A 13,820-nucleotide genomic window follows, 5' to 3' on the forward strand; every position below is an offset into this window, starting at 1 on the left:
GATCTCCGGCCGCAGAGATCTGGAGTCCAAGGGCGCTTATCGGACGTCAGCGCGAGGAACGTCAGCAATGGGCCCACAACCGGACGGATTGGCGGCGCGATCCAACGTGCCCGCCCAGCCGGAGCCAGTCGGTGCTAGCGAAGACCGGGAGATCACCCTTCAGCCGCGCTTGCCGACGGTCGCAGACCCGGCGGTAACCTCGTCCTTATGCGCGGCAAACGCAGCCAGCACCTCGGCTTTCTCGCGCTTAGGGACCTTGGCAAAGTCGAGGCTCCGCCCGAGTTCCGCCGCGACCTCATCGAACTCTGCCGGAGATATTCTGAGATTGCGGTGCGCTTCCTCAAGTCCGAGCGGCGTCGCGCCAGGCTTGGTGGCCGCGAACTTAAGGGGCCCGCCCGAAACGTCGCAGACCCACAGCGTCCGCATGAACTTGAGGCCCGGCAACCTTGTCAGGTTCTTGGTGTGCCATTCTCGTAGTTGCGGATTCTTGGACTTCTGGCCCACGACGGGATTCTTCACGACAGCGTCGCTGAAGTGATCCACGACGGCCGCAATAGCAAAAACGCCGCCCAGCCGCTCATACAGACTCTTCTCAGGCGAGGTTTGCTGGGCCTGCGCGTATGCCTTATTCGCTCCCTGCAATACAGTCGTCGGGGCGGCGGTCAGCGCCATTCCTGCGACCATGCTTCGTCGTGTGATGGAAGTCGGAATAAATCGTACCATGGTCACCTCCTCTGGTGAGGCAACAGGATAATCCGTGGGGAGCACGCCGCCGGTCAGAATTCGTCACTTCGTCCCGGCATTAATTTTTAGGTCGATGGATTAAGATGGAAACGTCGGGGTTACACGCTAAGAATGATCCACCGCAATGGCGTGTGTGGCCGCTCGGGACATCCTGCGGTGGGTCATGAACTGACCGTCGAGAGCCCCGGCAGCTTGGTCTGCAAGGGCTGAATCCGGACATGGCTTGGCTTGTCCTCCAATCCGATTAATTCAGGGCGAATAGACCAAGCGCAGCGCGAACATCGCGCAAAGTGGTTTCTGTTATCTCACGCGCTCGCGCGGTGCCGCGCTTGACGACTTGCAGCACATAGCCAGGATCACGAGCCAGTGCGCAGCGACGGTCTCGGATTGGCGCGAGAAGAGCCTGCAGCACGTCCTCCAGACGTCTCTTGACAACGCTGTCGCCCAAACCGCCGCGGATATAGCGTGCCTTCAAATCCTCAACCGTGAGGTGATCTTCGTCGAACGCATCCAAGTACGTAAACACCACGTTGCCTTGGACGCAACCGGGATCGGACGCCTTTAGATGGTTTGGATCAGTGAACATACGCCGTACGGCCTCACGTATCTCATCAGCCGTTGCTGATAGCTGAACCGTATTTCCCTGCGACTTGCTCATCTTGGCTTTGCCGTCGATGCCAGGAAGACGTGCGACGCGAGGAATAAGGGCGTGGGCTTCTGGCAACACGTCAACACCAGCTTGGCGATTGATGCGGCGAACAACCTCATTCGTTAGCTCAACCAATGGCGCTTGATCTTGTCCAACCGGGACAATCGTCGCTTTGAAACCGGTGATGTCTGCGGCCTGGGCGACGGGATAGCAGAGAAAGCCTGCAAGAATATCTCTGCCGAAACCTCGCGCCTGAATTTCGTCCTTGATGGTTGGGTTGCGCTCAAGCCGCGCCACCGTGACAAAGTTCATGTACAGCAGGGTCAAATCGGCCAATGCCGGAAGATGTGATTGAAGACAGATCGTGCTCTGGTCCGGGTCGATGCCGACAGCGAGGTAGTCTGTCGCGATCTCAAGGACATTGTCACGCACCCGACTGGGATTGCGCGCGTCGGTGAGTGCCTGGGTATCCGCCAGCAGCAGGTACTGCCGGTGCGTTGTCTGTAAGGCGACGCGGTTCTTCAACGAACCGACATAGTGCCCTAGGTGCAACGGTCCGGTTGTTCTGTCGCCGGTCAAGATAACAGGGAGGGTAGCTGACGAATCTTGCATCGCGGTTCTCCAAATTAGGAGCCGCCGGTCAATCGGACTTTTGATGAAAGTAACCTCGCAAGCCGATGAACGGCGGCGACGGTTGGGTAATGACAAAGCCGTGCCGCTCCTAAGTGGAGCGCCACCACAAGTTCGCGAAAGTGATCACGACGACAGTCATGAGTACGATATTGACGAAACTACCAAGGAAAGCAAGTCGTCCTGATGTCTCATTGGCCAGAAGTGGACCTTTAGGGTGGCCCGCTCGACAGCCGCTGGACTCCGCTAAGGGCTGCTATCGAGGTCTACAACAAGGAGCGCTTGCATTCGGCGCTCGGCTACCAATCGCCTCTTGAGTTCGAAACCGCGTTCGCGCAAAACAAGGCACGATAACGCATCATGGCAACCGCACTGTCACTATAAAATATCGTGTCTCACTTCAGGGGTGCAGTCCAACACTGTCACACCGTACTTCGAAGACCCTCAGCGATCTCCCACCGCCAATTGTTCGCGAAAATACTTCACCACCGCCGCGTTGAGCTCGCGATGAAACCCTGCCCGGTCGAACCCTGCGGGCACGTCGGTGCAGATGCGCGGGACGGCTGCGGCGAGAGCGGCCGAGCATGGAGCGAGGAACGCATAGTGGCCGGCCGGCACGACGTGCATGTCAGGCTTGCCCGGCAAGCCCTCGGCGACGCGTGCGTTGCCCGAGCCATCGCCAACTCCAGGCCCGCCGAACTGCGAGCGCCAGAACTGGAAAGGCACTTTGACGAGAGCGAGATTCTCCCGCGTCAGGGTGGCCGGTGCAGGATCAACGATGACGGCGGCGCGAATGCGCACATCCCGTATCGGCCTTGTCGAGCAGGGACACCTTGCCGCCGCTGTCGGTGTTGAAGCAAAGTGTCCGCACGAAGATAAGCGCTATCGCATTGACTGGTGCCGGCCCGCGCGCACGCCTCGTCCTTCGAGACGGCGCTCACGCGCCTCCTCAGGATGAGGCTCATCGGCGTCAGTGCTCGTTGGCTATCTCGACCAGCTCAATGCGCCGACACCGTGGTCGACAAAGATGATGCCGCATCGTCTCGGCATGGTGCGCAGCCAGTGCCGGATCGCCGCGAGCTTTGGCGGCGGCATCGCAGGCTCGCGAGGCGCAAGGACGTCAGCGACGAGCCAATACGCAACTTTCACTCGCCGTCACTCCTCTCGAGGGAGCTGATGCATTGCCTTCAGGCTGACGTTCACTGCTCTCCGGCTCCGCGGCGCTCCCCCTCAATGGCGTCCCGTTTCGAATTTCGGAAGTGATCTATGCCATAGGCGATCATCACTCCGACAATCCACCCGATAAAGATGCCTAGGTTGGTCCAGTGGCCGAACAGCTTCTCCTCAATCCAGCCGACCCCCCCAGACTGAGATGAGCCCTAAGATCACCTTCAATAGAGTAGTGCTCGTTTTTTCCTTCGAGAGCACTTCTCGCCTCCCTTGCAACGCTCAGTGCTAAGCATATTGACGCCGACGGACCAACTCCGAGCGAAATCGATCTTCTAGCGTCGCCCGGCAGCTGCGCGCATCAGCTTTCGCGCCCCTTAAGCAGCGCAGATCAATTTCAGATCAGCTTCGAACCTGATGCTGCGCTTGCCCGCAAGCGCCGTGCCCTCGAGGAAACCGCCCTTGGCATCGCACGTCCCGGAAAAACCAATTCCAATCTCGTGTCCGCCGAATACCGGGTCTTCCCCTCGCGCTGGCGTATGCTCTTGATTGACCATCTGCCCTCTCCATCGACCGCTGGAGGAGGAATATGACCCCAGATAGTAGAAGAAAGCATCGCCACCCAAGATGCGGCCGTTGTTCAATAGCATCACCCCAGTCAGGCCGCCGGGGACGCCGTCCAAGATTTTCAAATGGATGGAGTACAATCCGTTGGAAATGCCACCTTCACCAATCATCCCGGGCGCCGGAAGATCGCTTTCATCCAGGGGTGTCATGATGGATCGAAAGACGGCGCCGGGCACCTGCGGGGAACTGCCCTCGAAGTGAAACGCCTTACCAACGGCTCTTCCAACGACTGAAATTGACGAGACGTCGGAACCGAGTAGAGACTGATGATCGGCACCAAAATTGTGTCGTCGGCTGGTCACTTCGACACGGATTGAGTCCCCTTCGACATGGTAATTCCCAATATGAGCAAACCCGGAATTACCGCCCAGCAACTTGCCCCGGCGCACATACGTGACGCTCCGTCCAACCGCTTGATTGATCGAAAATTCGCTTTTGAAGAGGCCGTCGAAAGTGCTTGATAACTCGTTCATCCGGCACCACCGATTGACTCGGACTCCTCTTTTGCTCAGCGGCTAGACTCGGAAGACCGAGAGTACCGTTCGATTATTTCGACATCGGATTCGATGACGCTCTCGCGATAGCCGAACAAGTTGACGTCTGAGTTCAGGGCAGAGCAGACTTGCTCTGCCCTGCCCGTGGTTCGCTACTAGGCGCGCCTGCGTTACCACCACTAGCACCACCAAATCCATTCAGTCAAAACCGATAGTTGATGCCGCCCTTGGCCGTATGAAGCTGAACCTCGGTGTCCGTGAACGACGCTCCGGGGAATGCAAGAGCATTGCCGTTCGACTTTCCGAGATTGATGTAGATGTACTCGGCCTTGAAGGTCCAGCGCGGGTCGAAAGCCCATTCCAGGCCGCCGCCCGCGGAGAAACCGACCTGGACGTCGGACGAGGACGCGCTTCGCGTCAGCGCCGGGAAGAAGCCGTTGAAATTGGCAATGTTCGGCGTGGCGAGATTTGAGGTGAAGATGCTGTTCTTGACGTAGCCCCAGGCGAAGCCACCGGTACCGTAGATCAGCACATTGTTCGCCGCGTATCCGAGACGTCCGCGGACCGTGCCGAACACATCGATTTCCTGCTTGAGATTGAATACGCCGGTGAAGGCGCCATTGTCGCCGCCGATCGTTCCGGTGACGCTGAAGGGGCGGCTCGCCGTTTCCCTGATGGCAGCGCCGCTGACATCCGCTTCCAGACCGTACACGAACGCGCCGGACTGCCAGTTATAGCCGATTTGGCCGCCGCCGAATCCGCCCTTGGGGCTCACATCCAGGGTGAACGGCCCAGTCCCGCCCGTGACGACATAGCCGGGCACCGTCCCGGTTGCGAGCGCGCCGGGATCGAAGGTCGCGGTCGGATCGCTCCAGCCATAACCACCATGCACGCCAGCATAAAAACCGGTCCAGCTGAATGCGACCGGCGCGGGCGGCGCCTTGGTGTAAGCCCTGCCGAGATCGGCCGCGAAGGCGGCGTGGGAGAGACAGAGAGCCGAGACCAGGAGAGTACCGGAGACGATGGATTTCATGACTTCCCTCAAATCGCGCCGAGAGGCGGCGCACCCATGGAACGACTCAGTAGCGGCTTTTCGCCGGCCTATTTCATAGAGGTGATCGCAACCACCGTCTGCATGCGCGTTTGCCACCGTGCACCTAGTCGCAATAGCAGAAGCCATAAACCGCGCCGATCTTCGCAATGTGAATATCTGCACTGGTCTTTCGCGACGTGGTGTCTGCGTTCGACCTGAGAATGGTCGTGGCGCCCTGGATCTGCGTGCTCGAGCTGGTCCGTGTCTCGTTGCGGTCGATGTCGAAATGCATGTAGCGATATTCGCCGCGCAGTGACCATCGTTGAGTGAGCTTGAATTCGCCGCCCGCGCCAGCTGTATAGCCCGCCACCCACTTGCCGTTCGGCCCGTTGACGCCGCCGGGGTCGGGAAAGGTGAAATGACCCAGCGCCAGGCCGCCGAGACCGTAGAGCATCAGCTTCGGGGTCACGAGATAGCCGGCCCGGCCGATCACCCCGACGTTCGAACGCAGCTGCTCACTGGCTTGCATCGTGCTCGGATTGACCCTTGTGGTCACGACACCGTTGAGAACTTGACGGGTGTTGCTCGTTTGCTCGCCGGTCATCTTGAAGGCAACATCCGAGAACAGCGTGCCTTCGATCTGACCGCCGGCCACGATATTGCCGGCCCGCCAATTGTAGCCTGCGAACAGATCGACCATCGAGCCCGTCGTGTCACCGACGGCACTGCCACGGCTCGTCGTGTTGCTGACAAAATCCGTCGTCAGCACCGCGCCGTTGAAGTTCTGCTGGGCAGAGTCAGCAGTCGAAGCGAGGATTTGCCGCGCGCGGCCTGCGCCGGCGGCAAAATAGGCGCCGAGATAAGGGCCAGCCCAGTGATCGCTGGGGGCGCCGGGCAGCGCCGCCATGGCCGAGCGAGGTCCTCCTTCACCGAACCGGTAGACCATACCGATCCTTCCGGTGTGGAAGTCGGCATTGATCTGACGGTTGGTGCTGTCGACGGACGAAGAGGCGCTGGAGGATCCCGTCGATTGCGAGCTCGATGAGAAGCTGCTGGTCTCGTTACGGCTGAAGCCGTAATGCGTATAGCGATATTCGCCGCGCAGCGACCAGTTGCCTGCGAGCTTCACCTCACCGCCGGCGCCTAACGTATAGCCGGCCACCCACTTGCCGTTGGCGTCGCTGCGGCTGAAGTCGCCATCAGGGTAGGTGAAATGGCCCAGCGCCAGGCCACCGAGGCCGTAGAGCAGCACGTCCGGCGTCACCAGATAACCGGCCCGGCCGATCAGGCCGACGTTCGAACGCAACTGCTGCTGGATTTGGTTGCCGGCGGTTTGCGAACCTGTGGTTGTCGTGGTGACGACGCCATTCGTGGTATCGACGGAGGAGAATGAGTGAGGGCCGATGGTCTTGAACGTAACGTCGGAAAAGACCGAGCCTTCGATCTGACCTCCGGCCACGACATTGCCGGCGCGCCAATTGTAGCCCGCGAAAAGATCGACCATCGAGCCGGTCACGTCGCCGACGGGACGGCCGGCCGTCGATTGGGTGCCGGTGGACGTCGTGGTCCCGACGAAGGTGGAAGTGCTCGTGCTGCTGCTGGTGCCCGCGATGGTTTCCGCGGCACGTCCGGCACCGGCACCGAAATAGGCACCGATATAGGGTCCCGCCCAGCCGTCGCTCCAGGCCGGGCCCGGCAGTGCCGCCACCGCCGACCGCGCTCCTGACGCGCCGAATTGGTAAACCAGTCCAACCTTGCCGACGTGGAAATCGGCATCGATATGCCGCCGGTTGACAGTGCTGTTGGTGGACGTGGTGGTGCCGCCACCCGATACGGACGTCTGCGAGTTGCCCCACGGTTCGTTGCGGTCATATCCGAAATGCATGTAGCGGTATTCGCCGCGCAGCGACCAGCTGTCCGTCAGCTTGACCTCGCCGCCGGCGCCCGCGACATAACCGGCCACCCATTTGCCGTTCTTGCCGCCGACCTGCGCTTCCGAATCGGGAAAACTGTCGGGATAGGTCAGGTGCCCCAGCGCCAGGCCGCCGAGGCCATACAGCAGCACATTCGGTGTCACCAGATAACCGGCCCGGCCGATCACGCCGACGTTCGAGCGCAATTGCTGCCGGTCCTCGATGCTGTTCGTCCCCGATCTTGTCGAGGTGACGACGCCGTTGTCGCTCGAAACCGAGCTGTATGCCTCGTTACCGACCGTCTTCGTGGTGACGTCGCTGAACAGGGTGCCTTCGATCTGCCCGCCGACCACGACATTGCCGGTTCGCCAATTGTAGCCCGCGAACAGATCGACCATCGAACCGGTCATGTCGCCGGCGAGATTGCCGAATCCTGATTGCGTGAACGCAGACGTCCCCCCGAGAGTGCTGACACTGCCTTCGTCGTCGATTCTCGTGGAGGTCTGCCTTGCGCGCCCGACGCCGGCGCCGAAGTAAGCACCGATATAGGGGCCGGCCCAGCTGTCACCCCAGGCGCTTGCGAATGAAGACCCGCGTGCTGCCGGCGGTATCGCCGCCATTGCGGACAGCGGTCCGGGATCACCGAATTGGTAGACCAGACCGATCTTGGCCAGGTGGAAATCGGCATCTGTACGTGACGAAGAGGCTTCGCTGCTGGTCGACACAAAAGTGGTTGCGCCCGTCGCCGAGCTGGATGTTGCGCTGCTGGCTGCGCTCCGGTTGAAGCCAAAGTTCAGATACCGATACTCGCCGCGCAGCGACCAATTGCCGGTCAGCTTCAACTCGCCGCCGGCGCCGACCGTGTAGCCGGCCACCCATTTGTTGTTGTCACCGCCGAAAGGATCGGCGCCGTCGGCAAAGGTAAAGTGACCGAGCTCGAGGCCGCCGAGGCCATACAGCAGCAGATCCGGACGAGCGAGAAAACCGACCCGGCCGATCAGCCCGACCCGCGAGCGCAGCTGCTGGTTGCTCTGCACGATTGCCGTGCCGGCAGTCGTCGAGGTCACCGCCCCGAGCAGCACGTTGGTGCTGACGCTGTTGAGCGTCTGGTTGCCGAACGGCTTCATCGCGACATCGGAAAAGACCGTGCCTTCGACCTGCCCGCCCGCCACGATATTCCCGGCCTGCCAATTATATCCCGCGAACAGGTCGACCATCGAACCGGTCACGTCGCCCGAAAGATTGCTCGCAGTCGTTCCGACCAAGGTCGAGCTCGACGTCACCACGCCGGCGTTGGTCGAGACAGAACTGCTACCGAAACTGCCGGTCGAGGATTCCGTCACACGTCCGGCACCCGCGCCGAAATAAGCGCCGATATACGGCCCTGCCCAGCTATCGATCCAAGCCGGTCGGGGCGGCGCCTTGATCGGCAGGTCGGCGGCCAGAGCTCCTGCAGAAACCATGATCGAGGCGCCAGCCAATGAAGCGCCCGTCAGTGTCAGCTTTTTCACTCCAACCCCCAATTCCAATTCCAAGGAAGCTGCTCCAAACTACAGGAGCGCCTCCGGTCGCAAGGCGTAGTGCACCACGCCTTTGCCGCCTTCGTTTCACGGCTAAGTTACTGACACGAAATAGCATAGGCTTCTTGTCCTGGCCTGCACCCGAGTTGGACGATCCCGCATCGTCTCGTCTTTTCGGACGCCCATGTTGCTCGGCGGACACATTTGCGGGGCTCAGCGCATGACGAAGTTGGACAACGGCGCCTGACTAGGACTGGGGCGAACAGCCAATCAGTTCCGGCAGAGCGTGCGGCGCTTTACCGCATCTGTAACGCTTGCGCCGCGACCAACTCTGCCGCGGTATCGCGCTACATCCACAGCTTTGCCGTGCAACGATGTCCAAGGTCGTATTCGCTTCGGATCAGCTTCCCGCGCATCTTGACGAACGTTCGCGCCAACGGCTGTGGCTCGACCTGTTCACCGATCATTTGTGCGCGGCGGACATTTCGTTCTTTCCCGATGCGCCGTTTTATTCGCGGTCCGAATTCCTGAAATTCGGCGATATCGCGGTCAGCCAGCTCGACTCCAATATTCAGACGGCAGTGCGTACCCAGCGTCACGTCGAAGCTGACAGCCGCGGCGACTACATCATCGGCACCATGCTCAACGGTACGAGTTCGCTGATCAGGCAGGAGGGCCGCGAAGCCATTCGCGGCGTCGGGCAGGCGATGCTCTATACCAACGCAGCGCCGATCGCGGCGCAGCACGACGGGCCGGTCGCTATTCGCTGCGTCACGGTGCCGCGCGCGCTGCTGGCCGAGCGGCTGCCGAATTTCGAGGACCTTGCCGTGAAGCCGTTGGCTGCATCGCCGGCCTTGCGTCACCTGGAGCGCTATCTCGCCATCGTCATCGACTCCGATATCGATGCCGACCTTGTGCTGAAGGAGAACATCAGTACGCATCTCATCGATCTGGTCGCGCTGGTCCTCGGCGCCCGCGGCGATTCAGCCGAACTTGCGACGCGCCGCGGGTTGCGTGCCGCGCGGCTGCAGGACGTGATCGCAGATATCAGGGGGCGTTTCGCTGATCCGTCGTTTTCGCCGAGCGAGCTTGCGCGCCATTTAGGGCTTTCGCCGCGTTACGTTCAGGAACTGCTCCAGGAGACCGGATCGAGCTTTACCGAACGTGTCACTGAGCTGCGGCTGCAGAAGGCACGGAAGATGCTGCTCGACTCGCGCTACAACCGATCGAAGATCAGCGATATCGCCTATGCCTGCGGATTCAACGAGGTGTCGTACTTCAACCGCTGTTTCCGCCGCCGCTTCGGAACTTCGCCGAGGCATTATCGCAGCGATGTCGGCGAGCCGATGTGATCGGACGCGCAGTCAGGCGATCCGCTGGCTCGCGTTTACCTGCACCATGATAGCCTTCGATCGCGTCGTGGCTGCGGCTTGCCAGGCGGAGACACCTTGCCGCCGCTGTTGGTGTTGAGGCAAAGTGTCCGCAAGAAAGTCAGGGCTATCGCATATGACTAGTGGCGGCCTGCGCGCACTCCGCCCTCATCCTGAGAGCCCGCCTAAAGCGGGGCGTCTCGAAGGATGGCCGCAAGGAGAAGCTTTCAAATGCGATAGCCCCGCGCAAGGCAGGGAGGTCAACATGTCACTGCTCGGCAAGGCCGCCGTTGCGATGTGGTGGAGCGTCCGCCCGGAGCAGCGCAGCGAGTTCGGCGACTGGCATTCGCACGAGCACTTTCCCGAGCGGATGAGCATTCCCGGCTTTCGGCGGGGGTCACGCTGGACCAGCACGACGGACGCCGAGGGCTTCTTCGTGCTCTACGAACTCGAGCACTACGACGTCCTCACGTCGAAGGGCTATCTCGACCGGCTCAATGCGCCGACGCCGTGGTCGACGAAGATGATGCCACATCATCTCGGCATGGTGCGCAGCCAGTGCCGGATTGCCGCGAGCTTTGGCGGCGGCATCGCAGGCGCGCTCGCCACCATCAGGCTGTCGCCCCACGTCGGACGCGCCGCCGAGCTGCAGGCCCACCTTCTCGATACGCTCGGCACCCTTGCCTCGAAGCCGGGGCTGACGGGAGCCCACCTCCTGCTGACCGATACGCCCAAGACGAGTTCGCCCACGACTGAACAGCAGATCCGCGGCAATGATGGTGCCGCCGACTGGATCATTCTGGTGTCAGGTTACGATAGCGATGCGGTTGACGCTGTCATCGCCGGACAGCTCTCGCCGCCATCGCTTCAAAGAGCGGGCGCGCAGGATGGTCCGACGCTCGGTCGTTACAAGTTGGCGTTCTCAATGACACCGAATGACGTTGCGGCATAGGCCGGAGCCGATCAAGGAGCGCGCCGCTGCTTCGCGAAGAACTTCTTTGCCGCGGCTTGAAGTTTGCGCCCATCGTTTGGTCGTAGACCGAACAATGAGCGCCTCCTGAATTCATTTGGGCGTCGAGCTCTTCTTGGTAGATTGTCCGCCAGGGGTGCTGCTGCCTGAGCCGTCCGTGGTGCCGGTCGACGAGGTCCCGGTCGTCATGCCGCCTTTGGTTTTGTCATTGTTCTTCGTGGTGTCGCTTGTTCCGCCCACCCCGGATTGCGCGCCTCCTTGTTGCTGACTGGGTTGCGCCATTGCGGTGGATCCCATGATCGAGGCGATCACTGCGCCCAGCATGAGCTTCTTGATCATCTGACTGTCTCCTGTTCTGATCGCGAACAACACGTCGCAACGCTCCGTGTTCCTCACCTGCAGTGGTTAAACCTGGAGTCTCCACGTCGTCATGGCGGGGCTTGTCCCGCATGACGACCTCTGGTGAATGTGCAAATGCGATACCCCTTTGCGCAGAAGGGATCAGGCCCTTAGAGCAAGGGCGGACGAGTCAGGCGATTGGCGGGCTCGCGAGGTTGACCGCCCCTGCGACAAATAATCTGCAAGACCCCTGTCGGATCGGCGGCTTGCCCGTCGTCCTCGTGACATGAATGGGCCATAGAGGCCAGCTCGGGCCCATCAATCATCGAAGGATAACAACCATGCCCAATACTGTCCGCCTGCACCGCGTTCTCGCCACCAGCCCGGAGAAGGTCTATCGCGCCTTCCTGGAAGCCGACGCGATGGCGAAATGGCTTCCGCCGAACGGCTTTACCTGCACCGTTCATCATTTCGAGCCCAAGGTCGGCGGCACGTTCAAGATGTCGTTCCGGAACTTCACCACGGGCAACAGCCATTCGTTCGGCGGCGAATATCTCGAGCTCGTGCCGGGCGAACGTCTCCGCTACACCGACAGGTTCGACGACCCCAACCTGCCGGGCCTGATCGAGGTGACGGTGAACCTGAAGAAGGTCTCTGTTGGTACCGAGATCGACATCACGCAGGCCGGTATCCCCGACGTCATTCCACCGGAGGCGTGCTATCTCGGCTGGCAGGAATCGCTGCGCAATCTGGCCAAGCTCGTCGAGCCGGAGATCAACCAGTAGCGACAACATCACTATCGTAGGGTGGGCAAAGCGCAGCGTGCCCACCGATGCTCTCTCGAGCTTGCAGGATGGTGGGCACGGCGCTCCGCGCCTTTGCCCACCCTACGGCACTATTCGATTCGATTGACAGATCTCCCCACGTCGCCATTGCGAGGAGCAGGCCCCCCGCCTGCCGTCCAGCGGTCGGGATCCGGACTGTGCCCGATCAGCGCCAGGCCATAGGCGATCGACTCGAACTGGTCGCCGGACATCAGCCGCTCGTTGCCGAAGCGGTCGGCGAACAATTTTCGGACCGCAGGCACAAACGAGGTGCCGCCGGTCAGAAACACCTTCTCCACCTCGCGCGAGGCGATGCGGGCCTCGGCCAACACCTTGTCGACGGTGGCACCTAACCGGGCGATGTCGTCGGCAATCCAGGCTTCGAATTTCTTCCGCGTGATGGCCGCGCCGATCTCGACGCCGCCGCCCCTAAAGCGGAAGTCCACCTCGTCCTGCGCCGAGAGCGCCACCTTGGCGTCGGACACCGCGCGGTAAAGCGCAAAGCCGAGGTCGAGATCGACGATAGTGATGAAGTCCTCGAGCAGCTCGGGCTTCAGCGCGGTGCGCTGGAGCTCGCGGAGCTCGCGCAGATCGCCGTTGCTCTTCATCATCGCGAGCTGATGCCAGCGCGCCAGGTTCGTGTAGTGCCCGGTCGGGACCGGCAGCACCTTGTCGAACGAGCGAAAGCTGGAGCCCTTGCCGAGCCGCGGCGAGACGATGTGGTCGACGATGCGATAGTCGAAGGTGTCGCCGGCAACGCCGATACCAGCGTGGCCGAGCGGCTCGGCGCGAAGAACGCCGCCCGCACGCGAGAAACGCATCACGGAAAAGTCGCTGGTGCCGCCGCCGAAATCGGCTACCAGCACGGTGGCATCGCGCTCCAGCCTGCGCGCAAACGAGAACGCCGCGCCGACGGGCTCGTAGACATAGCGCGCGTGGCCGGCGCCCAAGCGCTCGAACGCGGCGCGGTAGCGCTGCATCGCCAGCGCCTCGTCGGGATTGCCGCCGGCAAAGCGGACCGGGCGGCCGACCGTGATGTTCGCCGCCTCGAAGCCGAACTTGTCCCCGCCGTGGCGCGCCAGCGTGCGCAGGAATGCCGCCAGGATGTCCTCGAATTTGTAGCGCTGCCGGAAGACTTGCGTGGTGCTGAAGCTGGAGCTCGCTGCGAAGGTCTTGAACGATTGCAGGAAGCGGTAGACGTGGCGTCCTTCGAGAAACTGCTCGATCGCCCATGGCCCGCCCTCGGCCTGGGCACCGGCGCCCGGCCGGTCCTCCCAGAAGCACAGGGCCGACACGTAGACGCTGTGGCGTTGCCCGCCATGGTCGAAGCGAATGGCCTCGACCCGACGGTCGTCCGCCGCCAGCGCAACGACCGTGTTGCTGGTGCCAAAATCGATGCCGATCGAGACGGCGGGCGAGGCGCTCGACATGAACCACTCTGAATGATGCTTGGAAAGGGGGCAGAGCACTAACGGCTTTGCCGTCCCCTTGCAAGACCTGGTCCGAGATGGTCAAGCCCGGACCTCACGCCGGGTGGCTG

Annotated in this window: 12 protein-coding genes; 3 read left to right on the forward strand and 9 right to left on the reverse strand. The window is 61.6% G+C overall.

The genetic code is table 11. The features are described from left to right. Positions 1–159 precede the first annotated feature (159 nt). The 7 genes from ACM43_RS30245 to ACM43_RS30275 form a co-directional block, all read right to left on the reverse strand. Complete coding sequence (locus ACM43_RS30245) at positions 160–723, reverse strand: group I truncated hemoglobin (RefSeq protein ID WP_271545163.1); 564 nt, start codon at positions 721–723, stop codon at positions 160–162. A gap of 265 nt (positions 724–988) precedes the next feature. Further along, positions 989–2,005, reverse strand: a complete 1,017-nt coding sequence (gene trpS, locus ACM43_RS30250; protein ID WP_271545164.1) for a tryptophan--tRNA ligase — start codon at positions 2,003–2,005, stop codon at positions 989–991. A gap of 462 nt (positions 2,006–2,467) precedes the next feature. Continuing rightward, a complete protein-coding gene (locus ACM43_RS30255; RefSeq protein ID WP_271545165.1) occupies positions 2,468–2,824 on the reverse strand; it encodes a hypothetical protein in 357 nt (118 codons plus the stop codon). A 183-nt stretch (positions 2,825–3,007) separates the two neighbouring features. Further along, entirely contained in the window at positions 3,008–3,172 is a 165-nt protein-coding gene (locus ACM43_RS30260) for a hypothetical protein (RefSeq protein WP_271545166.1), read from the reverse strand. A gap of 395 nt (positions 3,173–3,567) precedes the next feature. Beyond that, positions 3,568–4,290, reverse strand: a complete 723-nt coding sequence (locus ACM43_RS30265) for a GrlR family regulatory protein (protein ID WP_271545167.1) — start codon at positions 4,288–4,290, stop codon at positions 3,568–3,570. Between the two features lie 223 nt (positions 4,291–4,513). After that, positions 4,514–5,344 carry an outer membrane protein gene (locus tag ACM43_RS30270; RefSeq protein ID WP_271545168.1) on the reverse strand — a complete coding sequence of 277 codons (831 nt, stop codon included), beginning with the start codon at positions 5,342–5,344 and terminating at the stop codon, positions 4,514–4,516. Between the two features lie 124 nt (positions 5,345–5,468). Continuing rightward, complete coding sequence (locus ACM43_RS30275; protein WP_271545169.1) at positions 5,469–8,768, reverse strand: outer membrane protein; 3,300 nt, start codon at positions 8,766–8,768, stop codon at positions 5,469–5,471. A gap of 383 nt (positions 8,769–9,151) precedes the next feature. Between ACM43_RS30275 and ACM43_RS30280 the strand changes: the two genes are divergently transcribed. Beyond that, the gene (locus ACM43_RS30280; protein WP_271545170.1) at positions 9,152–10,129 is read left to right on the forward strand and encodes an AraC family transcriptional regulator; all 978 of its coding nucleotides are present in this window, start codon (positions 9,152–9,154) and stop codon (positions 10,127–10,129) included. 283 nt (positions 10,130–10,412) lie between these two features. After that, positions 10,413–11,099 (forward strand): hypothetical protein, encoded by a 687-nt coding sequence (locus tag ACM43_RS30285; protein WP_271545171.1) that lies wholly within the window; start codon positions 10,413–10,415, stop codon positions 11,097–11,099. A gap of 111 nt (positions 11,100–11,210) precedes the next feature. Here the strand turns inward: ACM43_RS30285 and ACM43_RS30290 are convergent, their stop codons facing one another. After that, positions 11,211–11,456, reverse strand: a complete 246-nt coding sequence (locus ACM43_RS30290; RefSeq protein WP_271545172.1) for a hypothetical protein — start codon at positions 11,454–11,456, stop codon at positions 11,211–11,213. Positions 11,457–11,797: 341 nt separating this feature from the next. On the opposite strand from ACM43_RS30290, the gene ACM43_RS30295 reads away from it, so the two are divergent. Further along, positions 11,798–12,241: an SRPBCC family protein gene (locus tag ACM43_RS30295; RefSeq protein ID WP_157282497.1), complete on the forward strand. Its 444-nt coding sequence runs from the start codon at positions 11,798–11,800 to the stop codon at positions 12,239–12,241. 110 nt (positions 12,242–12,351) lie between these two features. On the opposite strand, the gene ACM43_RS30300 is transcribed toward ACM43_RS30295, so the two are convergent. Then, positions 12,352–13,710 carry an Hsp70 family protein gene (locus ACM43_RS30300; RefSeq protein WP_271545173.1) on the reverse strand — a complete coding sequence of 453 codons (1,359 nt, stop codon included), beginning with the start codon at positions 13,708–13,710 and terminating at the stop codon, positions 12,352–12,354. Positions 13,711–13,820 lie beyond the last annotated feature (110 nt).

Origin of the sequence: Bradyrhizobium sp. CCBAU 45321 (assembly GCF_028128975.1) — a bacterium.
In the GTDB taxonomy this organism is placed as follows: domain Bacteria; phylum Pseudomonadota; class Alphaproteobacteria; order Rhizobiales; family Xanthobacteraceae; genus Bradyrhizobium; species Bradyrhizobium yuanmingense.

Coding starts and splice junctions, on each gene's coding strand:
- ACM43_RS30295 (WP_157282497.1), top strand. CDS start 11,798: ATGCCCAATACTGTCCGCCTGCACCGCGTTCTCGCCACCAGCCCGGAG.
- ACM43_RS30265 (WP_271545167.1), bottom strand. CDS start 4,290: ATGAACGAGTTATCAAGCACTTTCGACGGCCTCTTCAAAAGCGAATTT.
- ACM43_RS30270 (WP_271545168.1), bottom strand. CDS start 5,344: ATGAAATCCATCGTCTCCGGTACTCTCCTGGTCTCGGCTCTCTGTCTC.
- ACM43_RS30300 (WP_271545173.1), bottom strand. CDS start 13,710: ATGTCGAGCGCCTCGCCCGCCGTCTCGATCGGCATCGATTTTGGCACC.
- ACM43_RS30245 (WP_271545163.1), bottom strand. CDS start 723: ATGGTACGATTTATTCCGACTTCCATCACACGACGAAGCATGGTCGCA.
- trpS (WP_271545164.1), bottom strand. CDS start 2,005: ATGCAAGATTCGTCAGCTACCCTCCCTGTTATCTTGACCGGCGACAGA.
- ACM43_RS30285 (WP_271545171.1), top strand. CDS start 10,413: ATGTCACTGCTCGGCAAGGCCGCCGTTGCGATGTGGTGGAGCGTCCGC.
- ACM43_RS30280 (WP_271545170.1), top strand. CDS start 9,152: ATGTCCAAGGTCGTATTCGCTTCGGATCAGCTTCCCGCGCATCTTGAC.
- ACM43_RS30290 (WP_271545172.1), bottom strand. CDS start 11,456: ATGATCAAGAAGCTCATGCTGGGCGCAGTGATCGCCTCGATCATGGGA.